Source organism: Moorena sp. SIO4A5, from assembly GCF_010672005.1.
Taxonomy (GTDB): Bacteria; Cyanobacteriota; Cyanobacteriia; order Cyanobacteriales; family Coleofasciculaceae; genus Moorena.
The window spans coordinates 112,882-130,132 of record NZ_JAAHHZ010000002.1 but is presented as its reverse complement, the minus strand read 5'-3'; the positions used below and the strand labels follow the sequence as shown (position 1 = coordinate 130,132).

Annotated in this window: 13 protein-coding genes; 6 read left to right on the top strand and 7 right to left on the bottom strand. The window is 46.3% G+C overall.

The annotated features are described in order from the left end of the window. The first annotated feature begins 191 nt into the window (after positions 1–191). Positions 192–1,709, top strand: coding sequence for a serine/threonine-protein kinase (locus F6K57_RS02070; RefSeq protein ID WP_293064358.1), 1,518 nt, complete (start codon positions 192–194; stop codon positions 1,707–1,709). Here the strand turns inward: F6K57_RS02070 and F6K57_RS02065 are convergent. The 3 genes from F6K57_RS02065 to F6K57_RS02055 all read right to left on the bottom strand — a co-directional run bounded on the left by F6K57_RS02065 (position 1,689) and on the right by F6K57_RS02055 (position 2,705). After that, complete coding sequence (locus tag F6K57_RS02065) at positions 1,689–1,856, bottom strand: hypothetical protein (protein WP_293064355.1); 168 nt, start codon at positions 1,854–1,856, stop codon at positions 1,689–1,691. The genes F6K57_RS02070 and F6K57_RS02065 overlap by 21 nt on opposite strands. Beyond that, positions 1,857–2,066: a hypothetical protein gene (locus tag F6K57_RS02060; protein WP_293017529.1), complete on the bottom strand. Its 210-nt coding sequence runs from the start codon at positions 2,064–2,066 to the stop codon at positions 1,857–1,859. Positions 2,067–2,234: 168 nt separating this feature from the next. Then, positions 2,235–2,705 (bottom strand): GNAT family N-acetyltransferase, encoded by a 471-nt coding sequence (locus tag F6K57_RS02055; RefSeq protein ID WP_293017528.1) that lies wholly within the window; start codon positions 2,703–2,705, stop codon positions 2,235–2,237. Between the two features lie 221 nt (positions 2,706–2,926). Between F6K57_RS02055 and F6K57_RS02050 the strand changes: the two genes are divergently transcribed. Beyond that, complete coding sequence (locus tag F6K57_RS02050) at positions 2,927–3,115, top strand: CPXCG motif-containing cysteine-rich protein (protein ID WP_071103615.1); 189 nt, start codon at positions 2,927–2,929, stop codon at positions 3,113–3,115. Between the two features lie 145 nt (positions 3,116–3,260). Beyond that, the gene (locus tag F6K57_RS02045) at positions 3,261–6,182 is read left to right on the top strand and encodes a VIT domain-containing protein (protein ID WP_364300837.1); all 2,922 of its coding nucleotides are present in this window, start codon (positions 3,261–3,263) and stop codon (positions 6,180–6,182) included. Here the strand turns inward: F6K57_RS02045 and F6K57_RS02040 are convergent. The 3 genes from F6K57_RS02040 to F6K57_RS02030 form a co-directional block, all read right to left on the bottom strand. Further along, on the bottom strand, positions 6,160–6,696 hold the full coding sequence (locus tag F6K57_RS02040; protein WP_293017526.1) for a retropepsin-like aspartic protease: 537 nt from the start codon (positions 6,694–6,696) through the stop codon (positions 6,160–6,162). The genes F6K57_RS02045 and F6K57_RS02040 overlap by 23 nt on opposite strands. A 263-nt stretch (positions 6,697–6,959) precedes the next feature. Continuing rightward, a complete protein-coding gene (locus F6K57_RS02035) occupies positions 6,960–7,160 on the bottom strand; it encodes a hypothetical protein (protein ID WP_293017525.1) in 201 nt (66 codons plus the stop codon). Between the two features lie 55 nt (positions 7,161–7,215). After that, positions 7,216–9,405, bottom strand: a complete 2,190-nt coding sequence (locus F6K57_RS02030) for a hypothetical protein (RefSeq protein ID WP_293064346.1) — start codon at positions 9,403–9,405, stop codon at positions 7,216–7,218. 685 nt (positions 9,406–10,090) lie between these two features. Between F6K57_RS02030 and psaA the strand changes: the two genes are divergently transcribed. Both psaA and psaB read left to right on the top strand, forming a co-directional pair. Beyond that, positions 10,091–12,313, top strand: coding sequence for a photosystem I core protein PsaA (gene psaA, locus F6K57_RS02025; protein ID WP_293017523.1), 2,223 nt, complete (start codon positions 10,091–10,093; stop codon positions 12,311–12,313). A gap of 174 nt (positions 12,314–12,487) precedes the next feature. Continuing rightward, a complete protein-coding gene (psaB, locus tag F6K57_RS02020; RefSeq protein ID WP_293017522.1) occupies positions 12,488–14,704 on the top strand; it encodes a photosystem I core protein PsaB in 2,217 nt (738 codons plus the stop codon). 12 nt (positions 14,705–14,716) lie between these two features. Here the strand turns inward: psaB and F6K57_RS02015 are convergent, their stop codons facing one another. Further along, positions 14,717–15,019 (bottom strand): hypothetical protein, encoded by a 303-nt coding sequence (locus tag F6K57_RS02015; protein ID WP_293017521.1) that lies wholly within the window; start codon positions 15,017–15,019, stop codon positions 14,717–14,719. A gap of 263 nt (positions 15,020–15,282) precedes the next feature. Between F6K57_RS02015 and F6K57_RS02010 the strand changes: the two genes are divergently transcribed. Continuing rightward, positions 15,283–17,247 (top strand): ATP-binding cassette domain-containing protein, encoded by a 1,965-nt coding sequence (locus F6K57_RS02010; RefSeq protein ID WP_293017520.1) that lies wholly within the window; start codon positions 15,283–15,285, stop codon positions 17,245–17,247. The last annotated feature ends 4 nt before the right edge of the window (positions 17,248–17,251 follow it).

Below are 17,251 nucleotides of genomic sequence, written 5' to 3'. Positions count from 1 at the left end.
CTGATAGCTTACCAGAGGGATTTAGGGTAATCATAATTTTTTGACAAACAATCTATTAGCAACAACCCCAATACTTCTGTAACTACTACAGGACATGGTTGATTGCTCTTATTCACAAGGATCCTTCTTTATACTATGTTGTATTCACCAAAAGCTATAGTAAAAGAACTGGCTTCAACGCCTACTACACTATGCTAGAATCTGGAAAAGTCCTCCAAAATCGCTATTACCTCCAGCAGCAGCTGAATGACAATCCAGTGCGCCAGACTTGGCTAGCACTGGATTCCGAGTCTGACACACAAGTCGTAGTCAAGCTTTTGGCTTTAGGTGGTCCCGTACAATGGGACGATTTGAAACTATTTGAGCGGGAAGCGCAAGTTCTCAAACAACTGGATCATCCTCGGATTCCCAAGTATCGGGATTATTTTTCCCTCGATGAGAGTATCCTATGGTTTGGACTGGTTCAGGAGTATATCCCTGGTCTATCCCTGAAACAGCAACAGTCTCAAGGGTTTAGATTCTCTCAGCAGCAGGTAAATACTATCGCAGCTGATATTTTAGAAATTCTTCAGTACTTACATCAGCTCAACCCCCCAGTCTTACACCGAGATATCAAGCCAAGCAATCTAATTTGGGGTGAGGACGAGCAGGTATATTTAATCGATTTTGGAGCAGTGCAGGCTCAACCAACTACTGCGGGTGCCACATTTACAGTGGTGGGAACCTATGGTTATACTCCCATGGAACAGTTTGGGGGTCAAGCTGTGCCTGCTTCTGATTTGTATGCCTTAGGGGTGACCTTGATTGAACTGCTGACTGGAGTGGCACCTGCTGAGTTACCTCAGGAAAATTTGCGGATTCAATTTCGTCAACTACTCGGTTCTACTGTTGAGCCTGGCTTGGTGACCTGGCTAGAAAAAATTACAGAACCAGCTGTGGAGCGCCGCTTCAGTGATGCTAAACAAGCTACTGAAGCCCTATACACTAACCCAGTGGTTCCATCAAACAACACCTCCCCAACTGGTCTGCCAGACACTGTTGTCCGTATTCATAAATCAGCAGAACAACTGATCATTGATATCCCCTCTCACTGGGAAATGATAGTGATGAAACCCTTCAAACATGCCCTAAAACAAGCTAGAGGGGTGGTAAAGGGGGTATTTTCTTACTCCCTACAGCGATTCAAGACCTTAGAAAAGTCTAGGCAAAACCGGATATTAGTTGGTGTTGGGTTGGGAGTAGTCGTAGCAATTTTACTTGACTTATTTAAGCACCTTATTCTTCAAATATTAGTAATTTTATTAGCAATTCCAGTATCATTACTGCCTTTAGCTATCCCAATTTTTTTAGTGATGTGGATAACATCATTAAACTCTGAAAAAGACTTTTCTGAGGCAGTTCGTATTTGTTTTGATAACAAAAAATTTGAAATTATTAAGGCATCCTTGAGCCGCAAAAAATGGGATCGAGGAGAAAACTCACAAATTAAAGAAGTTTATATTACTGCCTATCGGGATGCACAAGGCAGATACCATCGGGGGATTGCGATCACTACTCAGGTAGAACGACCATCACCCTTTGGTCAAAAATCCCAAACTTACATCTTTGGCGAACAATTACCAGAAGCTGAATTGAATTGGTTAGTTGAAGAAATCCGAGCTTGGTTGGATGTCAAATCTAGTGATTCATCACCAAGTCCAGAAGGTTGAAGGTTGTTCGCGTAGCGTGGCCGAAAGGCCAAGGTTAAAGGTTGAAGGTTGTTCGCGTAGCGTGGCCGAAAGGCCAAGGTTGAAGGTTGAAGGTTGTTCGCGTAGCGTGGCCGAAAGGCCAAGGTTGAAGGCAAAATACAAAACCAATCAATACCGAAATTCAGCAACGCGCCCGTTGGGTAATTGGAGTTGAATGATGGTGATTTCAAATGCGATCGCACAAATTAAGGTCCCACTACCAAATGCCATGATGGCAGCAGAAACAGTGCGGTTTGGCTGCCAGAAAACCCCAACTAAGGCTCCCAATGCCAAACTCGAAGCTCCTAATATACCTTGAAAAAATGCGGCGGTTGCCATAGGCGGCTGGCTGCTTCCAATACTGCTTATTTTATAGCTCCATACAATAGCTCGATACCAAGTATAAAGTCTGAAGACAAAAAGCATGGATCCCAAAAAATTCAGCCTTGGCCAAGGCCAAGGCCAAAAGGCCACGGTACGCGAATGGCCACGCTACGGGAACATACTTCATCCTTCATCCTTTCGTTGGTAGGTCATGATGGATAGAGGAATACCCAATACTGTAGTTGCTAGTTTGGACAAGCCAAACTTAACTTTAAGGGATTTGGGTAAGTCTTGCCAGGATACTGACACAAAACCGAAACGGTTGTAAAATGCCGTCAGCCAACCCATACATTCGAGATAAAGAGGCTGAGTTGCCTCTTTGATTAGATTTTCCATCAGATAACTCCCCAAGCCCCGATTGCGCCACTTAGGTGCCACAACCAAACTCCCCAATTCTTGGGCATCGGGAAAGTTGCGCAATTGTCCACAAGCCACCACACGCCCCTCAAATTCAATCACCCGAAACTGGGTCCAACGTAACTGGGTAGGCTCTAGTTTAGCAATCAGAATTAATTTCAGAATTGCCCAGGTATCCTTAGCACAGGCAGGGCGGAAAATGCATCCTGGTGGTAACGATGGAGATGGTTTAGTCATCAGCTGTTGTAAATTGAATTTTTGTTTATGGTTGACCATCAACCGTCAACCGTCAACCGTCAACCGTCAAATCTCAACAAAAAACGACTCCACAAAAAACGACTCCACAACAGACCGTCAGCCTGTAAATTTATCAGTTACCAATTTCATAGGTCAGTTGTGATCTCCGTCAGCCCTGACCCAATAAAATTATTGCTACACTCAAAGAAAATTCTGAGTGAATGCAAGAGACTGCTCAATATTCCTGTGCCTATTGTGGTGAAACCAATTTGACCTTTGTTGATCTAAGCGCTGGTGAACAGCAATCCTATATCGAAGATTGTCAAGTGTGCTGTCGTCCAAACATTTTGTATGTAAGGGTAGATCAAGAAACTCTCGATATTGAGATTGACAGCGATTATGATGGCTAACTAAAAGGCAGATTGACCCAAGTTCACTCTTGGTAAGGATTTATCATTAGATTTGTGGCTAGCATGGTGCGTCTACCCAAGACCTTGCTACTGATAGGGACAGTGGCGAAGCTCACCCATTTGCTCAATCTTAAGGTAAATGCCCATGCCCACTCATGCACTATTATGCTCCAAGCAGTTGCTAGGGGGACTATACGTTAACGAAGAGGAGCAACATTCGGTATTTCCTCTGAAACATACAGACGTTTACGCCAAAATCACCGGTCACCTGTCACGGGTAGAGGTGACACAGACCTTTGACAATCCATTTAGCGAACCCTTAGAAGCGGTCTATATCTTTCCACTACCGGATGAAGCGGCGGTGGATGAGATGGAGATTAAATTAAGCGATCGCATAATTGAGGGCAATATCAAAAAACGGGAAGAGGCTCAAACTATCTACGAGCAAGCTTGCAGTCAGGGGCGGACTGCGGGACTCTTAGAGCAAGAACGGGATAATATTTTTACTCAATCTCTAGCTCACATTAAACCAGGGGAGCAAATTGAGGTCACCATTCGCTATACCGATCAGCTACAGTTCCAGGGGGGTAATTATGAATTTGTCTTCCCAATGGTAGTTGGCCCCCGTTTCATACCTGGTACTCCCATTGATGAGAGTGGGGATACTGACTTCGTTCCCGATGCTTCCCGGATCACTCCACCCTTGATTCCGCCAGACATGCGCTCAGGTCATGACATTGGGGTAACCGTCGAGATTGACGCTGGAGTAGCAATTACAGAGGTTTATTCTACCTCCCATCAGATTAACATTGAACAACAGGGGCAAATCCTGCGGGTAAAACTGAGTCAGGAAGACACGATTCCCAACAAAGACCTGATTCTACGCTATGGGATTGCCAAGGAGCAAACTCAGACAACAGTACTTACCCACGCAGATCAACGGGGCAATCATTTTGCTGTGTATCTTATCCCCGCGTTGGACTATAGCACCGATGAGATTGTGCCAAAGGATGTGGTGTTCCTGATCGATACCTCTGGTTCTCAAATGGGGGATCCTCTGCTAAAGTCTCAGGAATTGATGCGTCGGTTTATTAATGGACTCAATCCGAAGGATACCTTTACCATTATTGATATTTCAGATACTGCTACCCAGCTATCTACCAAACCCTTATCGAATACCCCCCAAAACTGTAGAAAGGCGATTAACTACATCAATCAATTAAAAGCCAACGGTGGTACTTATTTACTCAAAGGTATTCGTAACTTGCTGAATTTACCGGCTGCACCAGAGGGACGACTACGGAGTATTGTACTGCTAAGTGATGGCTACATTAGCAATGAGAATCAGGTACTAGCAGAAGTACAGCAACAGCTTAAACCTGGAAATCGCATCTATAGCTTTGGTGTCGGCAGTTCTCCGAACCGCTTTCTGCTCAATCGCTTAGCTGAAATTGGACGGGGAATAGCTAGAATGGTGCGTCAGGATGAACCAACTGAAGCAGTAGCGGAACAGTTTTTCCGTCAAATTAATAACCCAGTGCTAACCAATATTCACGTTACTTGGGAAGGCCCAGGGGAAGCGATAATTTATCCCAATCCCACTCCGGATCTATTTACCCAGCAGCCTTTGGTTATCTGTGGACGCATTTCTCTGAGTCCAGAGTTCCAGGCAGAACAGTTGCAGGTTAGTAAGTTGAAGGTTAAAGGTTTGGAGAATAACCAACCCGACTCGAATGCTACAGCTGATCGCGTAGCGTGGCCTACGGCCTTAGAACTTTCAACCAAACAACATTCAACCCTAACCCCAAACCAACCTTGGCCAAAAGGCTACGCTACCCGAACAATCCCTACTGGTACTCTCAGGATTACCGGTACTAGGGCGGATGGTAGTTACTACGAGAAAAGATTTAACCTCAATTTTGATCAAGCCGACAATCCAGCCATTGCCCAGCTGTGGGGTAGAGCAAGGATTAAACACCTGATGCAGCAAATGTTGAGCTGTGAAACCAAAGCTGGGGTAGAGGCAGTGACCGCAACAGCGTTGAGTTATCAACTATTGTGCCAGTACACCGCTTTTGTTGCTGTCAGTGATCAGGTAACGGTTGCAGGAGAAAGCCACCTGATATCGATGCAAGTACCAGTAACAATACCAGAAGGAGTTAACTGGGAAGGCATGATCAAAAGTACTTTTGCTAGTGCAATTCAGGATAGACTCAGGCTACAGAAGTGGCGTTCAGGGTTGAGAGCAGGGGATAAGGGGAGCCGCAGACAAGCAGGAATTGACATCAATTCAAAACCATTTCCTCATGACCAGGGGAAAAAGGGGACACCTAAGAACTCTAAGATTAACCGATCTTTACTGTTTTCCCTCTCTGCCTTGTCTTCTCCCACCGCCTGGTCTTCTCCTATCCCAAGGTCTGTCCTACCAATAAGTGAATATAGGAAATTAGGGGTTAAAACCAAAGCTTGGATTCAACAGTCAGAGTATAGGCAAAACAGGTCCAAGGAATCTAAGCTAAGTAATGATAATGATAATCCATATGCTCCCGGTAAGGCATCAGAAATTATCCCTCAGGAGTATATTACTTCTAAGACACTTCAGGATAGGAACAATGATAATGATAATCCATATTCTGGCGATCAGGAATCAGAAATAATCACTGAGGACTATTTCGGTACTCAATCACCAGATAATTTTGAATTGACCTTGGTCTGTCCTAGATTGATTCAAAAGGTGAAGTCAGAGATATTAAGCTCAGCGGCAATCAGCCATCACAGGTTACAGTTGGTCAGAGTTAAGGGATTAGATGAAATAGGGACAACCTGTTTAACCCAACATCTGCAACGGTTGAACCTACCCCTAGGGGTAGCTGGTGAAATTGTCTTCGAGTTCCTAGTGCGTAGAGGTCGCGTGATCAGGGTGATGTGGGATGAAGCAGCCTCTACCCTGACGGAATCCCAAATGATTGATTTGATTAAGCGATCGCTTTCTTGTTGGCGAGTTCCCCAAACCTGTGTAAAGAGCGTGTGTTTAACCTTACGGATTAACGAAGGTGCAACTCAATGACATCTTGCTTAATCGTCAGATCATAATCTTGATAGAAATTGTGTCCTAGCAGTCCAATTGACAGGGATGGACTCACAGCAACCAATAGGTTGTTAGCCACAATACCTCCTGCGGCAGCGGAGGCCAAGCGACCCAGGGGTACATCTACTGTACCATTAGCTGTATCCATCGTGGCAGTTCCTTCTGGTTTCAATGCCAAAGCTTTTGCCATTTTTGGGGTAATTGTCACGACGGATGCTCCTGTATCAACCACCATTTCAAAGGTTCGTTTACCATTAAAGGTGACATCAATCACAGGAGTGTTATAGACTCGGCGTTTGATCGGGATTGTAATCACCCCTGAACTGTTTTGCTTTGATATGCCGCAAAGTTTGCCAAGGTCAATCAGATTGCCATTGGCATCCCGCATGAAACAGGCTAAATCGATTTGAGCGTTAGAAACAGCAGGAGTGAGGGTGCTGGTTGTGATTACAAATAATGTTGTTAATAGTTGGATTGGTAAATAGGGTTTCACCTGATTTATCTACTCCATAATTTTTGATTAGTACAAACTTTTAGGAAGGATTAAGGCTGAAGGATGAATCGGCACTTATCGCCTAATCCTAGATTACCCAGGGAAACTTTTAAACCAACACTACTCTTAGACAGAGTTTATAGATACACTTTAATAATAGCTAATCGGTAATAAATCAATTAGCAGATAGGGAATCGTTGTTGGCTCGTTATCGGGAAAAGTTTGGGGAGTTATGCTGATAGCTGGCACTATTACAAAAAAACTTAATAAAGAAAGTCATAACAATCGACTTTGAGTACTGAAATCGATGCAGGGCGGCTTGGGGAGCCACCGCCAGCTGCACATCGAGCATCGACCAGCCATCCCCACTGGTTCAGGGATTGCGCATTGGCGCACGCTACGCGATTGGCCGTAGGCCACGCTAAAAGCGATCGCCTTTGGTGCTCAAACAGTTGATCTAGCAATGGGCTAACTGTCTATTGTGATAGTGCGATCGCACTCAAGTGTTGCCACTATCGGTTATTCAGAACTATCTTCGACTTTGGTGTTGGACTCAGACTGCCCATTCCCTACTGCCGGTTCTGCCGATATCTCCTCAACCACAGTAGTGGACTCAGATTCCCTTGTCTCTACTGCCGGTTGTTCAGAACTATCTTCGACTTTGGTGTTGGACTCATACTCCCCGGTCTCTACTGCCGCTTCTGCCGATATCTCCTCGACCACACTAGTGGATTTAGATTCCCTTTGAGCTACCGCCGGTTGTTCAGAACTATCTTCTACCACAGTAGTGGACTCATCCTCCCTGGTCTCTACTGCCGCTTCTGCCGATATCTCCTCAACCACAGCAGTGGACTGAGATTCTTTTGGAGTTACCGCCGGTTGTTCATAACTATCTTCTACCACAGTAGTGGACTCATCCTCCCTGGTCTCTACTGCCGCTTTTGCCGCTATCTCCTCAACCACACTAGTTGAATTAGATTCCTTTGGAGCTACCGCCGGTTGTTCATAACTATCTTCTACCACAGTAGTGGACTCATCCTCCCCTGTCTCTACTCCCATTTCTGCCGATATCTCCTCAACCACACTAGTTGAATTAGATTCCTTTGGAGCTACCGCCGGTTGTTCATAACTATCTTCTACCACAGTAGTGGACTCATCCTCCCCTGTCTCTACTGCCGGTTCTGCCGATATCTCCTCAACCACACTAGTGGACTCAGATTCCCTCGGAGCTACCACAGGTTCCTCTGATGTAATGTCCAGTTCCTCTAGCGCTTCAGGTGAGGGGCTAGGGGTGACAGCGGAACGTCCGAAGAAACTGCCAAAGCGACTCCAGATGTTTAATTTTGGCTTTTCTGACGGTTCAGGTAGAGGGGTTACTGATTCAGCGCCAGTAGTTGCTTCCTCAACTGGTACTGGGGTTTCAGTGGCAGGAACCAGCTCTTCTGCTTCCAAAGTTGTTTCCACCTCAGGTAGGTTGGGCTCAACGCCAGGGGTTGCTTCCTCCAGAGTTATTGGCAGTTCACTGGGTGTTACAGATTCCTCTAGTTCTGGTATTTGCTCTGTTTCAGTAGTGTCTAATTCCCCTGGTGGTGTAGTGTCTTCTTCTGTAGTTTCTTGTTCTAGGGAAGTCGGTTCAGAGGTTAGAGGTTCTTCAACTATAGGAACAACCGAGGGTATTGGTGTTGGCTCTGGTGTTGGCTCTACTGTAGGTGAAGTAGTCAGTGATGGACTCGGAGCTGGTGTGACTTCTGGTACAGGTATTGGGGTTGGCGGTGGCTGATAGTTCGGGTCTACAATACCACCAGCTTGCTCAGCCGAGAGTTGACCTAGTACTAGCTGGGAAAGGGTGTCTTCACCGTTAGGCTGGTAGTTAATCACCTCTACTGTGTTGTTGAAAACATTCTTGACTGGGTTGCCCTGTTCATCCAGAAACTCTAACTCTACCCAGTTTTTGCCCTCTTTAAACCCTGTCAGATAAATCGATTCCCAACGGTCGAGTAGGAAACTTTGACCGTTGACAGTAACCCGAATATGCCAATCAACACTATCATCATCTAGATTGTCTTGAGCCACTAGCTGCAGAGGGGTATTACTCAAGGGCGTATTCGTCAAATAGAAGTCCAGCATAATGGGCTCGGCTCCGTAGTCGCCTTTTGGAACGCTGTAAGTTAGCAGTGGCAGGGCTGGATCTGGGTTGTTGTCGTCAGTTTTAGTAAAGATATGAAATGTGGTCTGGGCATAGGCACCTTTATTTTTGAAGCTCTCATCCCAGGGGCGAGAGGCAAATGCCCGCAAGGTATGGGTGCCAGGGGATAAATCCTCTAGGATTAGAGGTTGGTCTAGGTCATAGATGGCTTGGAAAGGTTGGTTGTCCAGGATGAGGTTCAGATGAGGACCTATACCTAGATCGGGATCTTGGAAAATTGGCAAGTCCTGAACCTGAAATTTCACTGATACTGTTGTATCTTCGAGCACCATGTCATCACCAGGTCTGACAATGATGACTTGAGGCCGGTAAGCCTCTAGGCTCTGACTAAGTTCTTGAATAGCTAGGGGTGGCCCTACTTCTGATAACTGATTAACTTGCTTGGTTTGGGAGCTGCCATCGATGCCAAACCCCTTCGATGTCTTGATGCGATCGCTTCCACAGGCCACCAGACCCCAAACTAAAATCGTTGTGATTAGGAAGAAAAAAAGTCTTTTCACCATGATTATCTGGCTGTTCCTACCCAACAAGCCATCTCCTTTGATCACCAGCCTTTAATCTTAACTTACAGGTTGACCTCTAGTCTTGCTGCTTGTCTAATGGTGTTGGTCTATGAGCGTTGGGGTTGCCTATTGGCAGGATGATCAAGTGTGTTCTCACTTTTTCCCTCTTGGTGCCCGTTCCCTTGGTTAGGGGATCTCCCCGGGGTCGAACCCCTGTTTCAAGTCTTCCGCTTTTTTATAAATATTCCGCTTCTGTATTAACCATATCCCTAGACGTTTAACCTTTGAGGGTCCTCTTTATAGATCGGGGACACTCTTTTCAAAAAATATTTAGCATTTCTTTGCAATTTGTAACATTGTGAAAAAAATATCATTGAATTCTTCTATAGTTAATTTTGATTTTTTCTGATGAGGGCTTAGACACAAACAGTGGTATATATAGTAATACCGCTAATTGAGAATAATTGACAATTGCCAAAAAAATTGTTAACTATTTTTAACTAAATTCAAAAATCCCCTGAAGCAAGACCTATTATCTTCTAAGGGAGGTATCCGTTTTGACGTAAATTCAGAACAGGTCCTTGCTGCCGTTAGAAAGCAGTGATTAGAAAAGTGCTTTCTTATCCATAAAAATAAAACTCCCCTAGGGGTATTAGTCGTTCCTTGTCTAGAGAGGAGATTCCTCATGCCACTCGAGGTCGATAAAGACCCGGTACCAGCTTCCTTTGAGAAGTGGGGTAAGCCAGGTCATTTTGATCGAACCCTAGCGAGAGGTCCCAAAACCACCACTTGGATTTGGAACCTTCACGCTAACGCTCATGATTTCGATAGTCATACCAGTGACTTAGAAGACGTTTCTCGCAAAATTTTTAGTGCACACTTCGGTCACCTAGCCGTTGTCTTTGTGTGGTTGAGCGGCATGTACTTCCATGGTGCTCGTTTTTCCAACTACGAAGCATGGCTGAGTGATCCCACTACTATTAAGCCCAGTGCTCAAGTGGTTTGGCCTGTGGTTGGTCAAGGCATTTTAAATGGCGATGTTGGTGGGGGCTTCCACGGCATCCAAATCACCTCTGGTTTCTTCCAGCTGTGGCGTGCTTCCGGTATCACCAATAGCACCCAACTGTACGCAACAGCTATTGGTGGTCTGGTAATGGCAGCCCTGATGCTATTTGCTGGCTGGTTCCACTACCACAAGAAAGCTCCGAAACTGTCATGGTTCCAGAGCGTGGAGTCGATGATGAACCACCACTTATCTGTGCTGCTGGGCTGCGGCTGCCTAAGTTGGGCAGCTCACCAGATCCATGTGTCTTTGCCCATCAACAAGCTCTTGGATTCTGGGGTGGCTCCTAGTGAGATTCCACTGCCCCATGAGTTCTTATTCAATCAGAGCTTGATGGCAGATCTTTATCCCAGTTTTGCTCAGGGCATAACCCCCTTCTTCACCCTGAACTGGGGCGTCTACTCTGACTTCCTCACCTTCCATGGTGGTCTCAATCCAGTAACCGGTGGATTGTGGTTGTCAGATACCGCTCACCATCACTTAGCTCTAGGAGTCCTATTCATCATTGCTGGCCACATGTACCGTAATACCTACGGTGTTGGTCATAGCATGAAGGAAATTCTAGAGGCTCATAAGGGTCCGTTCACTGGCGAAGGACACAAAGGTCTTTATGAAATCCTGACTACGTCTTGGCATGCCCAGCTAGCGATTAACCTAGCCATGGTAGGCTCTCTGAGCATCATTGTGGCTCATCATATGTACGCGATGCCTCCGTATCCGTACATTGCCACAGACTATGGTACTCAGCTGTCCCTATTCACCCACCATATGTGGATTGGTGCCTTCTGTATTGTGGGAGGTGCAGCCCATGGTGCTATTTTCATGGTGCGGGACTATGACCCAGCCAAGAATGTGAACAACCTATTAGACAGGGCTATCCGTCACCGGGATGCAATTATTTCTCACCTGAACTGGGTGTGTATCTGGTTGGGTTTCCATGCCTTTGGTCTGTACGTTCACAACGATACGATGCGGGCTTTGGGTCGCCCTCAGGATATGTTCTCTGATACGGCGATTCAGCTACAGCCAATCTTTGCCCAGTGGATTCAAAACATCCACAACCTAGCGCCGGGAGGAACTGCTCCCAATGCTTTGGAAACCGTTAGCTATGCCTTTGGCGGAGGCGTTGTAGCAGTAGGCGGTAAAGTGGCAATGATGCCGATTGAGCTGGGTACTGCGGACTTTATGGTTCACCATATCCATGCCTTCACCATCCATGTCACTGTACTAATTCTGCTCAAAGGGGTACTGTTTGCCCGTTCGTCACGTCTGATCCCCGATAAAGCTGAGCTAGGCTTCCGCTTCCCCTGCGATGGTCCAGGTCGTGGCGGTACCTGCCAAGTATCTGGTTGGGATCATGTGTTCCTAGGCTTGTTCTGGATGTATAACTGCATCTCTGTGGTTATTTTCCACTTCAGCTGGAAGATGCAATCTGATGTCTGGGGAACAGTATTCCCGGATGGGACTGTGTCTCACATTGCCAATGGCAACTTTGCCCAAAGTGCGATCACCATCAATGGCTGGTTACGGGACTTTTTGTGGGCACAAGCCTCAAATGTAATCACATCTTACGGCTCAGCTCTGTCGGCATACGGCATAATGTTCCTAGCTGGTCACTTCGTCTTTGCCTTTAGCCTGATGTTCCTATTTAGTGGTCGTGGGTACTGGCAAGAACTGATCGAATCCATCGTTTGGGCCCATAATAAATTGAAAGTAGCCCCATCGATTCAGCCTCGTGCTCTGAGCATCACTCAGGGTCGGGCTGTGGGGGTAGCTCACTACCTCCTGGGAGGAATCGTCGTTACCTGGTCATTCTTCCTGGCACGAATCCTGTCAGTGGGATAACTGGTTACCAGGAATCGATGCCAAACCTTGAGTGGGATACCATAACCTGTGTCTCGCCTGTCGATACCCTAAGCAACCTGGAACTTCGGTTCCAGGGAGTTAATTAACAAAAAACAATGAGCAGCATGATTGCATAAGTCTCATAGGTCAGCGAGGAGAATTTCCTTAAAGCATATGGCAACAAAATTTCCAAAATTTAGCCAGGACCTCGCTCAAGATCCGACAACACGTCGAATCTGGTACGGGATTGCCACAGCCCATGACTTTGAAAGCCATGATGGCATGACCGAGGAGAATCTATATCAAAAGATTTTTGCTTCTCACTTCGGCCATCTTGCAATCATTTTCTTGTGGACTTCTGGCACCCTGTTCCACGTCGCCTGGCAAGGTAACTTTGAAGAGTGGATTAAAGATCCTGAAACTGTCAAGCCCATCGCCCACGCGATTTGGGATCCCCAATTTGGCTCAGGGGCAATTGATGCCTTCACCCAAGCTGGTGCTTCTAACCCCGTAAATATCGCCTACTCTGGTGTTTACCACTGGTTTTACACCATTGGCATGACAACCAATAACCAACTGCATGGTGGTGCCATGTTCTTGTTATTGTTGTCATCCCTATTACTGTTTGCAGGTTGGTTGCACTTACAGCCTAAGTTCCGCCCCAGCTTGAGCTGGTTCAAGAATGCAGAGTCTAGGCTGAATCACCACTTGGCAGGTTTGTTGGGTGTTAGCTCCTTAGCTTGGGCAGGTCACTTGATTCACGTGGCTATCCCCGCATCTCGCGGACAGCACGTTGGTTGGGATAACTTCCTGAGTGTCAAACCCCATGCAGCTGGATTAGGACCTTTCTTTACCGGGAATTGGGGAGTCTATGCCCAGAACCCAGATACCGCTGGACACATCTTTGGTACCTCTGAGGGTGCAGGGACAGCGATTCTGACCTTCTTGGGTGGCTTCCATCCCCAGACTGAGTCCTTGTGGCTGACCGATATCGCCCATCACCACTTGGCGATCGCAGTGATCTTCATCATTGCCGGTCATATGTACCGCACCAACTGGGGTATTGGTCACAGCATCAAGGAGATTCATAGTGCCCACAATCCTCCGGCAGGTACTCCCTTTGGGGGCATGTTAGGTGAGGGTCACAAGGGTCTATATGACACCATCAACAACTCTCTCCACTTCCAGTTAGGGTTAGCTCTGTCCTGTTTGGCTGTGGTCTGTTCCTTGGTAGCCCATCATATGTATGCGCTGCCGTCCTATGTTTTCATAGCCAAGGATCACACCACCATGGCAGCACTGTTTACTCACCATGAGTACATTGCTGGTTTCCTGATGGTTGGAGCATTCGCTCATGGTGCCATCTTCTTTGTGCGGGATTATGACCCAGAGGCTAATAAGAATAATGTGTTAGCCCGGATGCTGGAACACAAAGAAGCTCTGATTTCTCACTTGAGCTGGGTAACTCTGTTCTTAGGTTTCCACACCTTAGGACTCTATGTCCACAACGACGTCGTGGTTGCTTTCGGCACCCCCGAGAAGCAAATCCTGGTTGAGCCAGTATTTGCTCAGTTCATCCAAGCGGCTCACGGTAAACTGCTATACGGCTTTGATACTCTGCTGTCCAATCCCGATAGCTTAGCTTCTGGCGCTGGTGCAGCTTACCTACCTGGCTGGATGGATGCCATCAACAGCGGAACTAACTCCCTGTTCCTGACCATTGGTCCTGGCGATTTCTTGGTACACCATGCGATCGCTTTAGGTTTGCACACCACCACCCTGATTCTAGTCAAGGGTGCGCTGGATGCCCGTGGTTCCAAGCTAATGCCCGATAAGAAGGACTTCGGTTATGCCTTCCCTTGTGATGGTCCTGGTCGTGGCGGTACTTGCGACATCTCTGCTTGGGATGCCTTCTACCTCGCCATGTTCTGGATGCTCAATACCCTAGGCTGGTTGACCTTCTACTGGCACTGGAAGCATCTGTGCGTCTGGCAAGGTAACTTGGCTCAGTTCAATGAGAACTCTACTTATCTCATGGGCTGGTTCCGGGATTACCTGTGGGCTAACTCTGCTCCGTTGATCAATGGTTACAGCCCGTTTGGAACGAACAACCTTTCTGTCTGGGCTTGGATGTTCCTATTGGCACACCTAGTTTGGGCAACTGGTTTCATGTTCCTGATCTCGTGGCGTGGTTACTGGCAAGAGCTAATTGAAACTTTGGTCTGGGCACACGAGCGTACTCCTCTGGCTAACTTGGTTAGCTGGAAGGATAAGCCTGTTGCGCTGTCCATCGTTCAAGCTCGTCTGGTTGGTTTAACCCACTTCACGGTTGGTTATATACTTACCTACGCGGCATTCTTGATTGCCTCGACAGCTGGTGCGTTTGGCTAATGGTTGCTGAAACTAGCTTTTTAGGTATTTGAATTGTAGGTAATTAATTGAAATCTCCTGCCTTCCGGTGGGGGATTTTTTGTTGTTTACCAAAAGGGATTGACCGTAGGTCACGCGACGCGAACGCAGATTAGGAACAGGAAAACAACCCGTGAAACCCTGATTATTGGCGTTGCTGAATAATGGAATGATTTGAAAAGTTTTGTAGAATGGGCATCTTGCCCGTTCGATATCTTGTGGAGCGGGCAGGATGCCCACTCTACTCCGATTCATTAATTGATTCAGCAACGCCTGATTATTTGCTAAGTTTTCCATCTAGTGAATAAACTTTCATGGCTTGGTAGCCCAAAAAAACTAGCGCTATATATTGCCTCAGTGATTATCATCGAAAATAATTTTGACAAAAAAAATAAAATGTCGTTTTAAAAATACAACTAGTGAATTATTTAAGTAAGCAACTATATTGCTTCGTGACTAATTAGCCCAAAATATCCTAGTTAACGTCAGTTAAAACATCAATGCCTCCCCTAGGCAAGCCAGTGGTATTAGCACAGGATTCAACAAACTAAAAAACCGGAATGAAACAAAATCAAGCCATTATTCAAGTAAAAGGATTACGACAGTATTACGATAAATTTGCTGCTGTCAATGGCATTGACTTTGAAGTGTATCCCGGCGAGATTTTTGGCTTGATAGGTACCAACGGTGCTGGTAAAACATCCACAATAAAAGCTTTAGCTGGGGTACAAAAAGTAACGTCTGGAATGATTCGGGTCATGGGACAACCACCAGCAATGGTAAGGTCATCCCTAGGATACTTAACACAACAGTTTTCACTGTATTCCGATTTGAGTGTGGAGGAAAACCTCCGTTACTACGCTAAAATGCGTCGTCTACCCGAGGAAATCTTTCAATCTCGCCGAAAGCAGTATCTCCAATGGTTAGCCCTTAAGCCTTTTGCTGATAGATTAGCAGGACATTTATCAGGGGGAATGAAGCAAAAGCTGGCTCTATGCTGTGCATTGATTACCCAGCCCCAAATTCTACTGTTGGATGAGGTCTCTACTGGTATTGATGCTGTCTTCCGCCGTGAGATTTGGAGCTTTTTAGCAAAAATTGCTCAGCAGGGAACTACTATTGTGGTGGCAACCCATTATCTAGATGAGGCAGAACGGTGCGATCGCGTTGCCTTAATCCACAACGGCACCATTCAACAAATCGGACCTCCAGAAGATTTGCGTGCCAGTATGGAATTATCTTGTTTTGAGGTGGTGCCTGAGGATCCAATGTTGGCATCGGGGCCAATTTTTGCCGCAACTGAACAGGCTTTGCAAAATGCGATCGCTAGTAACCATACTCCAGTCGTAGATCTCAAACCCCTGGGGGATCGCATGATGGTTTTTGTGAGCAAACAGGCTATCTCTGCAGAGGAGGCCATACAACAAATATTACATCTTCACCAACTGCCCTCAGCTCGGATACACCCTGCCAATCCTACCCTGGAGCATGTCATGGCCAATCATTTGCAGCGATCCTCAGGGGTAAAGACAAGTTTTCCAGGGTTGTTCTCTACAGTGTCCCAGAGATCTTCACCACCCTATAACTCAGCTTCTAATGTTAATTGGATAGTGAAGGTTGATCAGGTCAGCAAGGTTTATGGTAATTTTCAGGCCGTGCGATCGCTAAGCTTTACTATTAGTCGAGGTGAAATTTTGGGACTGCTGGGGGCCAATGGTGCTGGCAAAACGACACTAATGAAGCTCCTATGTGGTCTACTGCGTCCCAGTAGCGGAAAAATTTGCTACACATCTGAGCATTTGCTCCCCTATTCACCCTCAGTAAAGCAAAGAATTGGCTACATGAGTCAGAAATTGACGTTGTATCCAGACTTAACCATCCTAGAAAATTTGTCTTTTTTTGGTCGAGCTTATGGAGTTCCTCGTCAGCAACGTAATGCTCGCATCGATTGGATACTTCAGACTTTTGGCTTAACCCAGTCCGCTAATCAACGGGTTAGAAATCTATCTGGGGGGAATAAACAGCGAGTGGCTTTCGGAGCTGCTATTCTACACGAGCCAGATATCCTGTTTCTAGATGAACCTACCAGTGGCATGGATATTCTGGTGGGACGGCAGTTCTGGCAAATTCTTCAGGGGTTTGCCCGCCAAGGTACAGCGATTGTTGTCACTACCCACTCTATGGAAGAGGCGGAATACTGTACTAATCTGCTGTTTATGCGGTTGGGAGAGCTAATTCTGCAAGGGTCTCCTGCCGCTATCAAAGCCCAGCAAACCGGTACCCTCGTCGAAATTTTGTCTGCCTCTCCCAAAAACACCCTGTATAGCTTAGAACAACAATTTGAGCCTTGGCGCATGGTATTTATGGGCGATCGCATCCAGATGATTCTGGATCAGCCGTCAAATATCTCCCAGCTACAGGATTATCTAGCTTCGGTAGAAGTTGAACCTCACCAAATCACTCCCATCCCCTTCTCCTTAGAAGCAGCGTTTCTCAACATTTCACAACATCCTAAGAAAAGGTAGCGCG